The sequence below is a fragment of the Spirosoma sordidisoli genome (assembly GCF_004138325.1).
In the GTDB taxonomy this organism is placed as follows: domain Bacteria; phylum Bacteroidota; class Bacteroidia; order Cytophagales; family Spirosomataceae; genus Spirosoma; species Spirosoma sordidisoli.
Genome location: NZ_SBLB01000004.1, coordinates 238,660 through 256,864 on the forward strand (window position 1 = coordinate 238,660; position 18,205 = coordinate 256,864).

Genomic DNA, 18,205 nt, shown 5'->3' on the forward strand with positions numbered 1-18,205 from the left:
GTGGCATTCATCATTCGGAACGTAGTGATCTCACCGGGTTCATCAGGGCCGCCTTGATACTCTGAAAACTCACCGTCAGCAGCGCAATGCCCACCGCCAGAAAACCTGCCAGGGCGAAGACCCACCACTCGATGTCGATCTTATAGGCGAAGTCCTGTAGCCACCGGTTCATAGCGTACCACGCAATGGGCGACGCGATCACGATCGCAATCAGCACCAGTTTCAGAAAGTCTTTGCTGAGCAACGTAATGATGCTGGCCACTGAGGCTCCCAGCACTTTCCGAACCCCGATTTCCTTGGTGCGCTGCCGGGTGGTGAAGGCCGCTAAACCGAACAGACCCAGACAGGCAATCAGCACGGCCAGCCCCGCGAAGATGCCAAACAACTGCCCCACGCGCTGCTCCGAAGCATACATCAGGCTGAAGCGTTCGCTCAGGAACGAATAGGTAAATGGCATATCAGTCTGCGCTTTCCAGCGTTGCTCAATCGTTTTCAGCAGGGCGGGCATATCGTCGGTTTTCACCCGCAGAGCCATCTGGTAATTATCCTGTCCACGAAACAGGACCAACGGGGCAACTCGCTGCCGCATCGACTCGAAGTGGAAATCCCGCACTACGCCCACAATGGTGTACAGTCGCTGGATTTCGCCACTCCCATCGCCGGCCGTTTTGAGCCGCTGGCCAATCGGGTTTTTCCAGCCGAATTGTCGGGCGGCTGCTTCATTGATCAGTATCGCCGAACTGTCGGACGGAAAGGCTTTGGAGAAATTACGGCCCTGAGCCAGGCCAATGCCCAGCGTAGGGAGATAATCTTCATCAACGAAATAGTGGCGGTTGCGGTAGGTTTCGGGCTGGACCGATCCGTTGTCGGGCTGAAACGCATTGTTTCCACTGTTGGACGAACCGGCGGGCATGTACCCCGCCGACGTAACCCGCACCACAGGCGAGAGTTTGGCTATTTCGGCTTTGAACGCATCCAGTTTCGAGGCCAGCGTATAGGTGTCATTGAGAATCAGCACCTGCTCTTTATCAAAGCCCACTTTCTTGTTCTGGATATAGTTCAGTTGCCGGGAAACGAGTATCGTGCTGACAATCATAGTGATGGATACCACAAACTGCACCGTAACCAATGTATTGCGCAGCCAGCCGCTCCGTGCGCCAATGTTTACGGCACGGCCTTTCAGCACGCTCACGGGCCGGAATGCCGACAGCACAAAGGCCGGATAACTCCCCGCCAGCAAGCCAATCAGCAGGCAGGCCAGCCCAATGCCCGGCAACATCCAACCGGATACGATAGCCCCGATTCCGAACTGTTTGCCCGCCAACTGATTGAACCCCGGCAACAACACGGCCACCAAAACCAACGCCAGTAGCAGGGCCAGAAACGTCAGCAATACCGATTCAGCCAGAAACTGACCCATCAGTTGCCCCCGTTCCGACCCCATCACCTTCCGCACGCCCACCTCTTTGGCCCGCCCCGCCGAACCCGCCGTTGACAGGTTCATGAAGTTGATACAGGCCAGCAACAGGATGAATCCGGCAATGGCCACGAAGATGTAGATGTACTGGACATTGCTGTTGGGTTCAAGTTCATCTTCATAGTCTGAGTGCAGGTGAATGTCGGTAATGGGTTGAAACTGAAACCGGAGCTGATCACCCTTACGGAGGAATTCTGCCAGACTGATTCCCAGAAACTGCGGTAATTCCGGCCCGATATACCGCGCCACCATTTCAGTGCTTTTGGCCCGGAGTTGGTCAACGGAGTAGCCCTCTCGCAACAGCAGGTAGGTGTGCATCGCGTCGTTCAGCCACTTACCGCTCTGTTTTATGGAGCGCATCGAACAGAAAAAATCATAGTGGAAATGTGTGTTCGACGGTACGTCTTCGCATACGCCCGTCACCCGAAACGCGCCCTTATCGCCCATCGTCAGCGTTTGACCAACCGGGTTTTGATCGCCAAAATACTTGCGGGCCGTTGTCTGGGTCAGCACCACTGTGTTGGGTTCGGTGAGCATCGTTTTCGGATTTATGCCCGAATAATTCGTTGCCAGCGGAATGGACAGGATGGTAAAAAAGTTGGAATCGACGAACGCAACGTGTTCTTCCTTAAAACTATCCGTGCCGTGCTTGACGATAAACGAACCATCCGTATTTAAGCGCGTGGCTGCTTCGACACCCGTATAATCCCGGACTAATGCCGATGCCGCAGGTGCGCCAGCCCCTGCCGCGTTGATGTCGGTTCCGCCTATCCGTCCGTGGGTAGTCATGCGGTAGATGCGGTCAGCGTGGGTATGGTAACGGTCGTAGCTCAGTTCGTGCAACACGAAGAGAACGATAAGCAGACAGGTAGCCAGTCCAACCGCCAGCCCGACGATGTTGATAGCCGAAAAGATCTTATTACGGAGCAAATTCCGCCAAGCGATTTTGAGATAGTTCGTCAGCATACTTCTGAGCATTTATTCACTACGTAACGATTTGACCGGATTCATCAGGGCCACTTTGACGCTCTGAAAACTCACCGTCAGCAGGGCAATAGTCACGGCCAGTGTTCCGGCCAGCGCAAACACCCACCACTCGATGTCGATCTTATAGGCGAAGTCCTGTAGCCACCGATTCATGGCATACCAGGCCAGGGGTGAGGCAACGACAATAGCCACCAGCACCAGTTTCAGAAAGTCTTTGGAGAGCAGCGTAACAATACTGGCAACACTAGCCCCCAGCACTTTACGAACGCCGATCTCTTTGGTGCGCTGCTCGGCGGTGAACGTCGCCAGACCAAACAGGCCCAGGCAGGCGATGAAAATGGCCAGCACCGACGCGATGGTGAACACCTGCCCGTATTGCTGCTCACGGCGGTACTGCTGATTGTAATGGTCATCCACGAAATAATAGGCAAAAGGGTTGCCGGGATAGGCAGCCTTGTACAGCCGCTCTAACTCAGCCAGTTTGCGCGGCAGATCGTCGGTGGTGAGTTGTATGGTTAAATCACCCACCGAACGACGGGGCAGGAAAATAACGGGGTCGATCAACTGCCGCAATCCCTGATGATGATAGTCGTTTACCACCCCCACAATTTCGTAGCCAGTCGTTCCCCAGTTAATGGATTGACCAACCGCCTGGGCAGCCGAGGCAAACCCCAACTGCCGGGCCGCCGTTTCGTTGACAAGTAGTTTCGCACTTTTCTCCCAGGCCAGTTCGGCCTCCTGCTGGGTGAAGTTCCGGCCAGCGGCCAGTTGAATACCGTAGGTAGCCAGAAAACGGTTGTCGATAACGCCCATTGAGTAGCCTTGTTTGTCGGCTTGCGGGCGTGGGTTCTGTTTGGCAATGCCCGTTGTGGAGAAGTCATGCGGGTTACCAGGTGCGCTGCCCGTCAGGCAAAAGCTTTTTACGTAGGGCCGTTGCAAAAGCTGCTGTTCCAGCGCATTCATGCGGGGTTTTAGGGCCGCTTCCTCCCCAACCGACGGTCGCTGAATCACGACTCGCTGGGCCAGTTGAACGCCGAGGTTCGTGCGCTGCATATACTGCAATTGGCGGTAGAGCACGAACGTACCGACCATCAGGGCTACCGACGCGCTGAACTGCGCCACGACCAGCGTCTGCCGCAGCCACCCGCTCCCTGCCTGCTGGCTGCCTTTCAGGGTTTGTCGGGGTTGGAACGAGGCCAACGCGAAGGCCACGTAGCCGCCCGATGCCAACGTGCCGACCAGGAGCAGCCCCAGCCCGGCCAGTCCAAAACCACCCGATGCCAACATACCTACTGATAAATCCTGCTGCACAAAATCATTATAAAAAGGCTGCAGAGTCACCATCAGCGCCAAAGCCAGCCCTACACCCAGCCCATTGAGCAGTACCGATTCGCCCAGAAACTGCCCCATGAGTTGCCCCACTCCCGCGCCAACCACCTTCCGAACGCCTACTTCTTTGGCCCTTTTGAGTGCCCCGGCCGTCGATAGATTCACGTAGTTAAACCAGGCGATCACCAGAATCAGGCCCGCGATGCCGCCGAGCAGGTAAATGAACCCTAAGCTTCCCGCAGTCCGGTAGGGCGTACTCAGCGAAGCGGCCAGGTGCATGGTGGTAGCGGGCTGAAGCAGTAGAATGCTCTTATCGTCGGGGGTGGCTTGTTTTTTGTAAGCGTTGAACTTGGCTTCCAGTGCGTGATAATCGGCGGTGCCGGGGCCTTTAGGTTCGGTTAGCTGAAGAAACGTGGTCAGGTAGTTCCCGTTGAACCCGTCGAGCCGCGCCCAGTCGTTGCCATTGAGGTTGGCGGGGTTGGCCAGCGTTTGTAGCGAAAACACCGCGTCGAACTGAAAATCAGAGTTGGGCGGCATATCGGCATAAACGGCAGACACGGTGTAGAGGGTCTTGCCAAATCGGTTGTTGAGCGTCAGCGACCGGCCAACGGCCTTATCGGTGCCAAAATAGGTCCGGGCCTTTGTCGCCGACAGGGCCACCGTGTTGGGCTGAAGCAGGGCCATAGCGGCTCTGCCCTGCACGAGCGGAAACGTGAAGAGTGTGAAGAAACTCGCATCGGCATACACCAGTTTGTCTTCCCGGAAAGCCTGTGGCGCCCCCTTGGTTCGTTCTGCGGTAATGATTCCGTTGGCCGAATGCTCGGCAATGCGGCAGTACGCACGCACATCGGGAAACGTTTGCTTCACCAGTGGGGCAATGGCCGGGGCCATATCGGTATACACGTTCCCATCTTCATTCTGACCCGTCAGGCGGTAGAGCGACGGCAGCTTTTCATGAAACCTATTGACGCTTCGCTCAAAGCTGATATATTCCATAATTAGCCCGAAGACGGCAATACCCAGCGCGAGGCCGACCATGTTGACGATTGAAAAAACCTTGTTTTTCCAAAAACTGCGCAGGGTGATTTTGAGGTAAGAGCGAAGCATGGCGTTGGTTTATTTAGAGGGTTTGGCAACATTGATAACCCGAGCGTGTCCGGTCCTGACTTCGTTCACGGTTTGCGCATTGACGCGAAGAGTTGCGTTGGCCTGTGCCACCACATTGGTCGTTTGCGTAAGTAGCCCGTCGGCTCGAACACCACCATTGGCGGCACTGGCCACATTGAAGATCTCGACCTTGCCCCGTAGCGTGACGTTGCCATTGGCCTGGTTAGTCAGGTCGAAGGATACTCCGCTTAGGCCAGTCACCAGCACGTCGCTGTTCGACCCGTGTCGGAGACCAAGGAGCCGGGGGGTTCGGATCGTAACGCTGATGGTCGATTGACTGATCCAGAAGGGTTTACCTGATGGCTCGGCAAACGATAGGTTCAGGATGTTCTCCTGCTGATCGATCCGCAGGAACGGGCGCAGGTTATCGTCCAGGCTGATGGCCACCGATGATTCAGGACCACCGACCTCAACGGTAATTCTGGCCGGAAACTGCTGCGTCTGAATCTCGGTGAACGGGGGCACAGACTTAACTTCCCGCACGACGCGTCCGCTGCCGCGCAGCTCATGAGCGGAGCTGTATTTGGGGTCCTGCGCTTGCAGGGTAGCTGACAACAGCCCGAGAAGAGCAACAAAGATTGTTTTCATAAACGAGCGCTTAGAGATCATTCGGAACGCAGCGATTTCACCGGGTTCATCAGGGCCGCCTTGACGCTCTGAAAACTGACCGTCAGCAGGGCGATGCCTACCGCCAACGTACCGGCCCCCGCAAACACCCACCACTCGATGTCGATCTTGTAGGCGAAGTCCTGTAGCCAGCGGTTCATGGCGTACCCCGCAATGGGCGAGGCAATCACAATGGCTACCAGCACCAGCTTCAGGAAATCTTTAGAGAGCAGCGCGACGAGGCTGGCCACCGACGCGCCCAGCACTTTGCGGACACCGATCTCTTTAGTGCGCTGCTCGGCGGTGAACGCGGCCAGACCAAACAGACCCAGGCAGGCAATGAAGATAGCGATACCCGAAAATGCCAGGAACAAGCTCCCTTTCTGCTCGTCGGAGCGGTATTGCGACGAGAAGGTTTGATCCAGAAAGGTGTATTCAAACGGTTGATTTGGGTTAACGGCTTCGTACATTTTCTTTACGTAGGCCAAAGCAGTCGGTACCTGCTGTGGCGATACCCGAATCAATAGATGGTCGCCTGGTTTTTTAGAACGAACCAGCACCAGCGGTTCGATCCTGTTGTGCAACGAACGCAAATGGAAATCGCTGATGACACCGGCAACTTCCACTCGTTTTGCGTCGAGTTCGACTAAGCCCGTGGTGCGGTTTTTCCAGCCCAGGCGCTTCAGCATCGCTTCATTGATAAATACTGCACCAGCCGAGTCAGCCATTGGCCCGGCTGTAGAGGCACTGCCTTCTTTCAGTTTTATCTGGAGCACGTCAAGAAAGTGTTCGTCAACCCGGAAATGCTCGGTACTGACTGGCTGCTCGGTTCCACGGGCGTAGAAATCGAACGTACTCTTGTTGTTCATTTCACCACCAATTGAGCCATTGGTTAAACTCACGCCTTTGATCAGCGGGCTTTGTAACAACCTGTTCTTTAGAGAATTGGCAGACAATTGAACCGACGGCACTTTGAGCGGAATGTTGAGCACCTGCTCCTGATTAAAGCCCAGTTGGGTATGGCGCATGTATTGCAGTTGCTGGTAGACGACAAGTGTCCCCACAATCATGGCTGTCGAAATCGTGAACTGAAGCACGACCAACGATCTGCGTAGTAAAGCAGCTTTCCCACTGACTGAAACGCTTCCTTTCAGCACCAGAGCTGGCTTAAACCTGGAGAGCACAAAGGCCGGGTAAAGCCCACTGATCAAGCCAATTAGTAAGGTAAAGCCAACGAGTAGCGCAGCCGTTCGAGGACTTGCTACATCAAGTGTCAGCGATTTGTCCGTAATGGCGTTGAAAAAGGGCAGCAGTAAAACGAACAACAGTAGGCTCAAAAGAATAGCCAGAAACGACACCAACAGCGATTCGGTCAGAAATTGCCCAATGAGTTGAAGCCGACCTGAGCCAATGGCTTTGCGAACGCCGATCTCTCTGGCTCGCCCGGCAGAGCGAGCCGTGGCCAGATTCACGTAATTGACAATGGCAATGAGCAGAATAAATAAGCCAATGGCTGAAAACGTGTACACGAAGGCCATATTCCCGCCGTTTTCTTCGCCCATCAGGTGCGTCGAGTGCAGGTGTATATCGGCCAATGGCTGAAACGTAATCTCGAAAGTCACCTTCGAATCACCCTCTGCTCCAATGGCCCTGGCTATGTATTTTTGGTAGAACGCGGCCATTTTGCTTTCCAGTTGTGGCTGGTCACTTGCCTGGTTCAGCAACACATAGATTTTTGAGCCAAAATTGTCCCAACCATTCAGATTGATGGTACTGGCAGCCGTATTGGAGTAAGGCAGAATCGCGTCGAACTGCAAGTGATGATTCAGGGGTACCTCCCTGATGACACCCGCCACCGTAAACGGTAGCTGTTCTTTCACCCTGACAACGCTACCCAGTATGCCGTCTGTCTTCCCGAACAGCTTAAGAGCCATCGTCTGCGTCAGAATCAAGCTGTTAGGGCTGATGAACGCGGTTTGTGGACTTCCCTCGATAAATTGATAATCGAAAAAAGTAAAGAGCGTCGAGTCTGCGAAGATGACGTTTTTGGCGTACAGGGCTTTCTCGCCAACCCGGAGCAAAGTTTCAGTGCCCGTTTTTACCCGCAATACGTTTTGTATTTCGGGATATTCCTGTTGCAAAGCCGGGGCCATTGGGGCCGATCCAACGCCCATTTTGTATTCATTGTCGGCCCACTTAATGTGCAGATTCAGGCGAAAAATCCGGTCGGCGTTCGCGTGAAATCGGTCGTAGCTTAGTTCGTCGCTGACGTAAAGCCCCAACAGTAAAGCGCAGGTCATGCCACCGGCCAACCCCAGTAACGTAAGCGCGCTGTAGGTTTTGTTACGAAGCGAGTTCCGCCAGGCGATTTTGAGGTAGTTCGTCAGCATGATTCTTAAAAAATGATGAGTGATAAATGATGAATGAGCTGATAACGACTGTGGCATTCATCATTCGGAACGTAGTGATCTCACCGGGTTCATCAACGCGGCTTTCACACTCTGAAAACTCACCGTCAGCAGCGCAATGCCCACCGCCAGTAAACCCGCCAGGGCGAAGACCCACCACTCGATGTCGATTTTGTAGGCGAAATTTTGCAGCCAGCGGTGCAGGGCATACCAGGCCAGGGGCGACGCGATCACGATCGCAATAACGACCAGCTTGAGAAAGTCTTTCGACAACAGGGCTACGATGCTGGCCACCGAGGCTCCCAGCACTTTCCGAACGCCGATTTCCTTGTTTCGCTGCAAGGTGGTCTGGTAGGCCAGTCCGAACAGACCTAACGACGCCACGACGATGGCCAGCCCGGCAAAGAGGCCGGCCAGATAAGCGAATGTCCAGTCCAACTGGTACTGCCGGTTGAAAAACTCGTCCAGGAAAAACGAAGAAAATGGGCTGTCCGGAAACGTTTTTTGCCAGATCTGCTGAATAGTGACCATCGTCTGCGGCAGCTGATCCGGGCGGAGACTGACCGTGAGGTAGCCGTCAGGGGCGTCGCCCAGTTCAAAAATAATGGGGTCGAGCGCCTTCCGGAGCGACAGCTGGTGGTAGTCGCGGAGCACCCCGACGATCGTTGGCGTTTGTTGCATCCGGTAGTTGATCCGCTGCCCGATGGCCTGAGCCGGGCGGGCGTAGCCCAACATCCGGGCCGCCGTCTCGTTGATCACCACCGACTGCCCCCCGGCGGCATCGGCGCCGAAAGCAGGCGAAAACCAGCGACCAGCCGCCAGCCGGGCCCCGAACGTCTGCGGAAACGAATAATCGACCGCCGAAAAATAGTACCGCCCGGCCGACTCCTCTTCCCGCTGGTTCAACCGACGTACCAGCCCCGCCCGCGACAAGCCCGTAATGGGTTTACCCGGAATCAGATTCGAGGCCGTAACTTGCTGAACACCGGGCGTATTCAGCAGCCGGGCCCTGATTTCGTTCAGTTTGGTCTGGTAGGTCGAGTCGGTTGTGGCCGGCCCGTTGATGACCAGCCGCTGGTCCAGCCTGATGCCCACGTCGTACCGTTGCATGAACGTCAGCTGATGATACATACCCAGCGCCCCGGCAATCAGCAGCATCGACAGGACAAACTGAAACACGACCAGCCCTTTCCGGAGCGACAGCCCCCGGGCGGGCGCCCCCCACTGCCCCCGCAAGACGGCCGCGGGCTGAACCGTGATGTTGACAAAAATCGGATACAGGCTCGACAGCAGCACGCCACCCGCAAAAAAGCTGGCGCAGACCAGCAGCCATACCTGATCGGTCAGCATCCGCAGGGATAAAGGCTGACCCACCAGTTCGTTGAAAGTGGGTTGCACGAGCGAGACCAGCCCAGCCGCCAGGGCCATACTGATCGTGTTCAGCAGGAGCGCTTCCAGCAGGAATTGCCGCAGCAGATCGGCACCCGACGCGCCCGTTACTTTCCGAACTCCCACTTCCTTAGCCCGCTCGGTAGCGCGTGCCGTGGCCAGGTTGACGTAGTTGATCCACGCAATCAGGGAGGTGAACAGCGCCACCACGAGCAGCACCCCCACCATGAGCCGACTGCCGTTAGTGCCCGGTTCGCCCAGCAAGGGCGGGTCCAGATGAATACGGCTCAGCGGCTGGAGCTGCAACTCATCCTTGCTGGCTTCGCCCTGGGTTTGCCGGATATAATCGGGCAGTTTGGCGTCCAGCCCCCCCGCCGACGCCCCCGGTCGGAGCCGCACATAGGTATAAAACGAGTCGCCCCAGTTCGACAGCTCAGCCTCACCCCGCGAAAAGAGGGTAAACGAAACAAGCGCGTTGATGGACAGGTGCGAGTTGGCCGGACTGTCGGCCAGTACGCCCGTTACGGTATAGTAGCTAACATCCCGGTAGCTGCCCCCGGCCCAGTCGCCGTAACCGCCGGTCATCTTCAGCGTTTTACCGACGGGCTCTTCGTTCCCGAAGTACTTCCTGGCCAGGGTTTGCGTGATAACGATCGATGTCGGGTTCCGGAGGGCCGTTGCCGCGTTGCCTTTGAGCAGCGGAAACGAAAAAAAGGTCAGAAACGATGGGTCGGCCGCCAGCACGTTGTCTTCGCGAAACCGCCTGACCAGCTGCGGGGTCTCATAGCTAAGCTGCGCGCGGGAACGATGAAACCGCACCATCGATGCGACCTCTGGAAAGGCCTGCTGCAGCCCCGGCCCGACCGATGCCACCGTAGTTGCTTTGGCCGCCAGTTCGCCCTCCCCGTTCAGCTGGTTATACCGAATCCGATAGATGTCGGCAACATCCTGATGAAACAGATCATAACTACGCTCGAAACTCACGTACTCCAGAATAAGCAGACTGGTGGCTATTCCCGTGGCTAACCCGGCTACGTTGATCAACGTAAAGGTTCTATGCGTCCACAGGTTACGAATAGCGATGCGGATGTAGTTTCTAAGCATAAGAGAAGAGAGCTAATGAACCAGTACGTACCTACCCAGGGCTGGGAAATCAACCCCCGAACCACCCGGGGCCGTGTCCGCACGGCCCCTGTCCAGACGGCAATGGCTGACGCATAGGAGGCCGTGAGGACACGGCCTCGGGTGACACGGAATGAACCGACCTACGGCCACAGCAATACACCAGCGAACCGGTGCTGGGCCGGGCGTTTTTTAGTCAGATCGTAAGCTTCTGACCGGGTTCATCAGGGCGGCTTTGATACTTTGGAAACTCACTGTCAGCAGGGCGATGCCCACCGCCAGCAAACCCGCCAACCCAAACACCCACCACTCGATGTCGATTTTGTAGGCGAAGTCCTGCAGCCACTGGTTCATGGCATACCAGGCCAGGGGCGACGCAATCACGATCGCAATAACGACCAGCTTGAGAAAGTCTTTCGACAACAGGGCTACGATACTGGTTACCGAAGCGCCCAGCACTTTCCGAACGCCAATTTCCTTGGTGCGCTGTTCGATGGTCAGTAAGGCCACCGCGAACAGGCCCATGCACGACAGCAGAATAGTCAGACCAGCCGCTATTCTGAAGATGGTCGAGAACCGCTCTTCCTTATCGTACCAGCGGTTGGTGTTCTCATTCACGAACGACGCCTGAAAGGGAGCCGAAGGGGCCATCTCTTTCCAGAGCGACTTGAGCGCATCCATGGTCCGGACCATTCCCTGGGGCGTTGTCCGGATCAGGGCGTAACTAACCCCGGTGCGGCTATCGAGGTGGAGGGTGATCGGTTTGGCTTTCTGATGCAGCGAAAACAGGTTGAAGTCCGGGATGACGCCAATAATCTCGTATTTCCGGTCGGCGGTATCCGGCTGAATCACGACGCCTACCGGATCTTTTTCGCCCAGCTGCTTCGCCAGGCTCTGGGTAATGATCACCGCCGAAAGCGTATCGGTACGGAAGGCCGGGTTGAAGTCGCGGCCCGCTTTCAGGGTCATACCCAGGGTTTTTAGGTAGTCGAAATCGACCCGTAGCCAGTCGGTTTCTACCTCCCGGTTTTTATGGGTCCAGCCGCTCATGCTCCGCGACGTAGACCCGTCCAGCCCGCTGCCGATGTTGGTGGCCGTTCCTGAGATGCTGACCACGTCGGGGTTGTTACGGAGCCGGTCGCGCAGCTGTTGCAGCGCCCGGGCCCCGGTCAGGTTGTCGCGGTTACGGAGCGGTAAACTGATGACCTGCTCTTCCGAAAAACCCAGTGGGCGCTCGCGCAGGTAACGCAGCTGCTGCCCGATCAGCAAGGTACAGATGATCAGCAGGCTGGCCAGCGCAAACTGGGCCACGATCAGGATGCTCCGCAATCCACCCGACTTCGGTCCTTTTACTTTCCCCTTCAGCACCGTAACGGCTTCGAAGCGCGCCATAATCCAGGCAGGGTATCCGCCCGTCAGCAGCGTAATGAACAGAAAGGCGACCCCTATACACCCGATCGTGATCGGATGCGTCAGCAGATCGAACGACAGCCGCGTGCCGAACAGCTGGTTATAAAACGGCCGCAACCCAATGGCCAGGGCCACACCGGCCACCAGCGCCACCAGACAAATCACCAGCGACTCGGCCCAGAATTGCCCGAATAGCTGGCCCGCCTGCGCGCCCAGCGACTTTCGCACCCCTACCTCCCGCGCCCGCGTCACCGACCGGGCCAGCGACAGATTGACGTAGTTAATACCGGCGATCAGTAGGATAAACAGACCAATCAGAGCCAGCGCATACACGTACGTGCGACTCACCCCACCGCCCATAACGCCTTTGGTATCGAACCGGATATCGGTCAGGGGTTGCAGCCGGAGGCTTATGTACTCGCCCTGTGCGTCGGGTTTCTGCCCGCGCTGTTTTGCTTCGGCGATATCGGTCTGCCAGTATTTCCGGGTAAACGAGCGGAGTCGCTTTTCGGCCGTCTGCGCATCGACACCCGGCTTTAACCGGACAAACACTTCGTGATTACGACTCCCCCATTCGGCTTTGGCCGCCTGATAGTCTGCCCGGGTTTCGGGGCGTACCAGGGCGTCGAAACGGAATGTCGAGTTGGTGGGTATGTTGGCCAGTACGCCCGTGACGATGAAATCGCGGCCCATGTTGAGCCCATCGGTACGCAGCGGTTTCCCGATCGGATTCTGATCACCGAACAGGTCCCGGGCCATGTCTTCGGTAATGACAATGCTGCTCAGATCCTGGAGGGCCGTATTGGGGTCGCCGGCCAGCATCGGGAAGGTAAACGTCCTGAACACCCCCGGATCGGCAAACCGGATATCCTTGGCGACGTGTTTCTCCCCAACAAATTCGGTCTGGGACCACATCATCCGCGTTACCGATTCGGCATCGGCCATCTCGGCCTGCAGCGCCGGCGACAGCGGGTAGGGCATAATGCTCGTTACATCGCCCGTCGACTCCTGCAGATACACCCGGTAAATCCGGTCAACGTCGGTATGGAACCGGTCGTAGCTCCACTCGAACCAGGACGTCAGGAAAAGCAGCGTGGCCGTGGCAAAGGCCACGGCCAGACCAACGACATTGATGCCCGTGTGGGTCTTGTGTTTCCAGAGCGTGCGAAAGGCGATTTTGAGGTAATTACGAATCATGACAGCCTACCAAAAGTTGAACTGTCAACGTCATTCCCAAATGTCATACCAGGGTATAACACGCTGATTTTCAATTATTACATTTCGCAAATATGAGCCAAGCTGTCCGTATTCGGACGGAGCCGTTCGTTTGCGGACAGCCGTTCAGGGCAGGTAAAACACCGGCTTGAGCGGGGCAGTAATGGGCGAGTGGTCAGGGTTCGTCTCCATCAGATCGGCCATGTAGGCCCACCAGCGCTGTACAACCGGCAGGTCGGGCAGCTGATCGGCCGTGTGCCTGTCGGTGCGCTTCTGTACGGCAAACAGCGTACCGGTGCGGTGATCGAGAAAAATGGCGTAGTCGCTGATGCCCGCTTCGCGGAGTGCAGCCGCCAGCTCGGGCCAGATTTCATCGTGTCGACGCTTGTACTCGGCTTCGTTGCCGGGCTTGAGCTGCATTGTGAAGGCAATGGGCAGCATAGGTTCAGTTCAGTTTGCAGAGTTCGGTGCCTGCCAGCAGCAGACACCCTAATCCATAGTCCTCAAAATCGGTTTTGCTGGTATAGGTAACGGGCTGTCCGTCTTTGGGTTCTTTACCAGTTCCCTGCACGTAGCCCAGAAAACCGGTTGAATGTACGGCTTCCGTAGCCATGGCGTTCCAGGCTTTAGCCACCACCGGCCCGTATTCGTTCCGGTTCAGCAAACCGTGGTTCATCCCCCAGGCCATGCCGTATACGAACAGCGCGGTGCCGCTCAGCTCCTTACCCCCGAAATGGTTGGCATCGTGCAGACTGACGTTCCAGAACCCGTCGGGACGCTGCAACGGTTTGATAGCCTGCATCATGTCGAGGTAGGTTTGCAGGTATTCGTCGCGGTGGGGCGCATCGGCGGGCATGATGTCCAGCACCCGAACCAGCGCGGCTACCACCCAGCCGTTCCCCCGCGACCAGTAGCAGTCCTCACCGTTGGGCTCTTTGTAGGGCGGCACAAAGTCCTTGTCGCGCCACCACAGCTTATCGACCGGATTGTACAGGCCTTTGCCGCCCTCTACCGTTTTCGTATGCCAGTAGAGCCGGTACATAGCCTCAAAATAAGCCGGGTTCTTTTCCAGCACGCCCAGTTTGGCAAATACCGGCATAGCCATTTGCAGCGCATCGATCCAGGTCCAGTCGCTTACGGTCTGGCTTTGCATCATGGCGTCGATGGATGTTTTTATGGCGCGGATGCGTTCGGGCTGCCGGTCAAGCTGGTAAAGGTCGATGTAGGTCTGTCCGCAGCACTGGTCGTCGGCGTTGCGGGTAGTAACGCCCGACCGAAGTCCCCAGTGGTGCTTCTGCCCCCAGTCCAGCGCATAGTCGAGGTAGCGCGGCTGCGGATCGAGGGCGTGGAGCGCCATCAGCCCTTCGTAGTACACGGCGCGGGTCCAGATGTTGCTGGGCCGGACTTTGTTGGTTACAATCTCGAGACCGGGGTCGGGCCAGGTCTTCATAAAGTAGTCATTGGCCAGGGTCATGGTTTGCCGGATGGCCCGCGTAGCCGGCAGTTTTTGCGCCGAAGCCCAGCCGGTCAGCAGCCAGCCGCCCATAACGACTACTACGGTGGTACGAATCGATGTCATTGCCCCGAAAAGAAACTTCCCGCCCGGTCTTACTCCTTTCGGCCACCCGGCGCCCCGGCCTTATGACCCCACCAGGATGCAGCGTCTGCGCCAGGCCTCTCGGCTCATTCCCGACCAGGTCTGACAACATAGAAACCCAGACAGAGAGGCAGGCACATAGCATATATAACTCAAAAACAGCACATTACATAATACCCGCTGTCCCGTTCGTTTCTCGGAACGCTGTTGCGCAGCGCTATCCTTTTGAGTATTTTTGGTTTTCAGACGTACTCATCACGCCAACCGTATGTACCAATCGCAGCATTCGCCCTGGTTCGCCCATGAGGACGACATGGGTGTCAATGCCCCCCTTCGCCACCAGCAGGTCATCTCGAAGCTGCATGTTGAGTTAGGTATACTCTACTACAAAACCAATAGTATTCCATACGAGCCACTGACCGAAACCATGCTCACTGAAGGGTACGGGAACCCGGTTCCAGACCTGCTTCTGTTCGATCACCATACGGAGTCTACCCGCCTGATTATTGAAATTTGTCAAACCAGCGGGCAGAAAAATGACATCCGAAAGGTAATTCGATTGATGGACGACTGCGACTATGGTATACAGGAAGGGTTCGTCTATAATTACAAGACCCGGCAGTGGTTCCGCTATCGTTCCGGCGACGGCGGCCTGGTAGAACCGTCTTCGTTCTCCATCCTGCTCCAGCGGGACCTGAACAGCTTCCTGTAATGTAATCTCGCCTTCGCTTCGTTTTTTCTCACCCGCATTTTTCGTGAAGATCGAGTGGATTTATCAACACCGAGCGAGTCGGGAAACCGTTTTTTTCAGCGCTTCTTTCTGGCTACGACTCATGCCGGCCACGCGAAACTGCCGTATGTAGCTAATGTCTTTACCCCGGGCGTTCCCGTTGACCTCAATCGACATGGTATTGTCGGTATTCTCGATACGGGTCGTCAGGTTAGTATTGCGCGCCTGTGCGGCTGCCTAAAGGCCCGACCCGAGGAGCAGGGAAGTGAGATACGTTTTCAGTCGGTTCTGATGGCTTTAACAGGGTTTATTAGTGCGGCTTTGATGCGCTAAAGTCAACGAGCCGGTATTGGGCCAGACTGCGAAAAGCGGTTTTGAGGTTATTTCAGCGCATGGTGTTAGTCCGGATTTTTCAGTGACTCGGCCAGCTTTACAGTAGCGACCTTCCAGCTTTGCACACTCACAGCCAGGGCCGCTGTGAGCAACACCACCCCATTGGCCACCAGATAAGGCCATAGACCCAGCCGCAAACCGCCTGTGAACGGCTGGGTTTGCTGCAACAGCAACTGAATTCCCGTAAAACACAGGGCGTTGGCCAGCCCACCGGCTACCAGCAGCAGGCTGATGAACTCCCGGTTCACCAGTAGAATGACCTGCGAGACGGTTGCGCCCAGCACTTTCCGAACGCTCACTTCTTTGATCCGGCGTACGAAATGCTGCGTAGCCAGGCCGTATAGCCCCATGCAGGCAATCAGCAACGCCAGCCCCGACAGCACCCCAAAACCTGCCGACAGCTTTCGCGACGTCGTGTTGAAGTTTTCGAAAACATCTTTCTGGTAAAACCAGGACGGGGTCATAGTCGGCACATGGGCCTTCCAGATGCGCGTAACGGCTGTAGCGACCTGTGGCCCACGGCCCGGCTCAAAATCAGCAATCAGATACGTAAAACGGGATTCGGGCGCGGGCCGTAAAATAGCCGGACGTTCGGCACCGGACCCGAACCATTTAAAATCCTGAACCACCCCGGCCACAGTCACCAACTGGCTGTCGAGCCGCATGCTCTGACCCACAACGGGTTGTTTCAGGCCATGTTGCTCCACAAACGTCTGATTCACCAGTACCGACTGCGTGTTTTCGGCCCGACGCTGAGGGTCGAAGAAACGGCCCTGCGCCAGTTGCAGGCCGAGCGTTTGGGGGTAGTCAGGACCAACGTCAAACACCAGCGCCTGCTTTTCTATGCCACCAACCCAAACTGACTGACTATTCATCGACTCGCCCACGTGGCTTTGCGCCCCCGATACGGCCCGAACGTTGGGCAGTTGCCCTAACTCGTTTTTCAGGATGGTGTATTGCGTGCTGTCGGTCAGGCGTAGCACCAGCGCGTTGTCGGGTGTGTAGCCCCAGTCTATGTTCTGCCACTGCTTGCCTGCGTGGGTAAGCGCTACACCAATGATGACAGCAATGAACGCCAGCGCAAACTGCCCTACCAGCAGCACCCGCGCCACGGTACGCCGATCGCTGAATTTCAGCTTCCCGGCAAATACCACCGTGGGCCGAAACGCCGACACATACAGGGCCGGATAGGCGCCCGATACCACCGCCGTAAACAGCAGCAAACCGATCAGAAACACCCAAAGTGTACCGTTCTGGCCAACATTCAGCGAGATGGTCATGGTCATGATGTCATTGAAAAGCGGAATCAGGAACAGCTCGGTGATGAGCAGCCCGAACGCCAGCGCAAACGCGCACAGCAGCAGGTTCTCGATCATGAACTGCCCGATCAGTTGCTGCCGGGTGCCACCCAGCACCTTCCGCATGCCGATTTCTTTAAGCCGACGTGTGACACCCCCCAACGAAATGTTGACGTAGTTGACGCACGATATGGCCATCATAACCAGCGCAATAGCGCCAAACACCAGCGAAATGAGCGGATGGTTGGCTTCGGCGGGTCGGCGATCCACGTCGTAGGCGTTTTGGGCCGGTTGCCGAAGGTTATCGAACACAAACGACTCGATGGGTTTTTCGGGGTTGCGGGCGTTGTAACGGACCATATAGGGCTTCATCTGGCGGGCCAGCGTGGCAATGTTGGCCCGCGGGTGCAATTCCACAAAAACCGCACTGATGTGGCTGCTCCAGTCCTGATTTTTCAGAGCCGTATGCACCGGATGGTAACCCGTAAGTAGTGCGAATTTGAAGCCGATGTTGTCTGGAAAGTCCGCAGCCACACCCCGCACCACAAACTGTTTCTGTTCACGACTGCCGGTCAAAACGGTGAACGGTTGCCCGATGGGATTCTGATCGGGGAAGTATTTCAGGGCCATGTCGTGGCTCAGAATCAGGGCCGACGGGTCGCGGAGGGCGGCCGGGCTACCCTGGGCGAGTGGGAACGTAAAGACATCGAAGAAATTAGCATCGGCATAGGTAATCATCTCACTGATGACGCTCTCGTTCCGATAGACCGTTACGTTTTCTCGCTCGACCCGCACCGTGTGTTTCACCTGCGGAAAATCGGCCGCGAGGGCGTTGGCCATAAGTGCGGGGGCATCGCCGAAGGTGCGGGTTTCGTCCTGATGTTTCTGCACGTACTCGAGCATGTAAATCCGGTCGCCATTGGCGTGGAAATCATCGAGTGTCCAGAAGTTTCGCAACGTCAGAAACACCGTAATACTACAGGCCACTGCAATAGAAAGCCCCACAATGTTGATGAGGGAGGCCAGTTTGTTGGCGAGTAGGTTTCGCCAGGCGAGGAGAAAATAGGTTCTAAGCAT

The 18,205-nt window shown here is 56.4% G+C and carries 11 protein-coding genes; 2 read left to right on the forward strand and 9 right to left on the reverse strand.

What is annotated here, in order from left to right:
• Window positions 1–10 precede the first annotated feature (10 nt).
• From EQG79_RS15955 to EQG79_RS15990, 8 genes are all read right to left on the reverse strand, one after another.
• Window positions 11–2,443, reverse strand: a complete 2,433-nt coding sequence (locus tag EQG79_RS15955; RefSeq protein WP_077923338.1) for an ABC transporter permease — start codon at window positions 2,441–2,443, stop codon at window positions 11–13.
• Window positions 2,444–2,455: 12 nt separating this feature from the next.
• Entirely contained in the window at window positions 2,456–4,900 is a 2,445-nt protein-coding gene (locus EQG79_RS15960) for an ABC transporter permease (protein ID WP_077923237.1), read from the reverse strand.
• A 9-nt stretch (window positions 4,901–4,909) separates the two neighbouring features.
• Window positions 4,910–5,548 (reverse strand): GIN domain-containing protein, encoded by a 639-nt coding sequence (locus tag EQG79_RS15965; protein ID WP_129602523.1) that lies wholly within the window; start codon window positions 5,546–5,548, stop codon window positions 4,910–4,912.
• 17 nt (window positions 5,549–5,565) lie between these two features.
• On the reverse strand, window positions 5,566–7,956 hold the full coding sequence (locus EQG79_RS15970) for an ABC transporter permease (RefSeq protein ID WP_165358912.1): 2,391 nt from the start codon (window positions 7,954–7,956) through the stop codon (window positions 5,566–5,568).
• A 60-nt stretch (window positions 7,957–8,016) separates the two neighbouring features.
• Window positions 8,017–10,467 (reverse strand): ABC transporter permease, encoded by a 2,451-nt coding sequence (locus EQG79_RS15975; protein ID WP_129602527.1) that lies wholly within the window; start codon window positions 10,465–10,467, stop codon window positions 8,017–8,019.
• A 210-nt stretch (window positions 10,468–10,677) separates the two neighbouring features.
• Complete coding sequence (locus tag EQG79_RS15980) at window positions 10,678–13,092, reverse strand: ABC transporter permease (protein WP_129602529.1); 2,415 nt, start codon at window positions 13,090–13,092, stop codon at window positions 10,678–10,680.
• A gap of 144 nt (window positions 13,093–13,236) precedes the next feature.
• Complete coding sequence (gene rhaM / locus EQG79_RS15985; protein ID WP_129602531.1) at window positions 13,237–13,551, reverse strand: L-rhamnose mutarotase; 315 nt, start codon at window positions 13,549–13,551, stop codon at window positions 13,237–13,239.
• A 4-nt stretch (window positions 13,552–13,555) separates the two neighbouring features.
• Entirely contained in the window at window positions 13,556–14,689 is a 1,134-nt protein-coding gene (locus EQG79_RS15990; RefSeq protein ID WP_129602533.1) for a glycoside hydrolase family 88/105 protein, read from the reverse strand.
• Between the two features lie 286 nt (window positions 14,690–14,975).
• Between EQG79_RS15990 and EQG79_RS15995 the strand changes: the two genes are divergently transcribed.
• Window positions 14,976–15,419 carry a PDDEXK family nuclease gene (locus tag EQG79_RS15995; RefSeq protein ID WP_077923244.1) on the forward strand — a complete coding sequence of 148 codons (444 nt, stop codon included), beginning with the start codon at window positions 14,976–14,978 and terminating at the stop codon, window positions 15,417–15,419.
• Between the two features lie 54 nt (window positions 15,420–15,473).
• The gene (locus tag EQG79_RS16000; RefSeq protein ID WP_129602535.1) at window positions 15,474–15,770 is read left to right on the forward strand and encodes a hypothetical protein; all 297 of its coding nucleotides are present in this window, start codon (window positions 15,474–15,476) and stop codon (window positions 15,768–15,770) included.
• Window positions 15,771–15,835: 65 nt separating this feature from the next.
• Here the strand turns inward: EQG79_RS16000 and EQG79_RS16005 are convergent, their stop codons facing one another.
• Complete coding sequence (locus EQG79_RS16005) at window positions 15,836–18,205, reverse strand: ABC transporter permease (RefSeq protein WP_129602537.1); 2,370 nt, start codon at window positions 18,203–18,205, stop codon at window positions 15,836–15,838.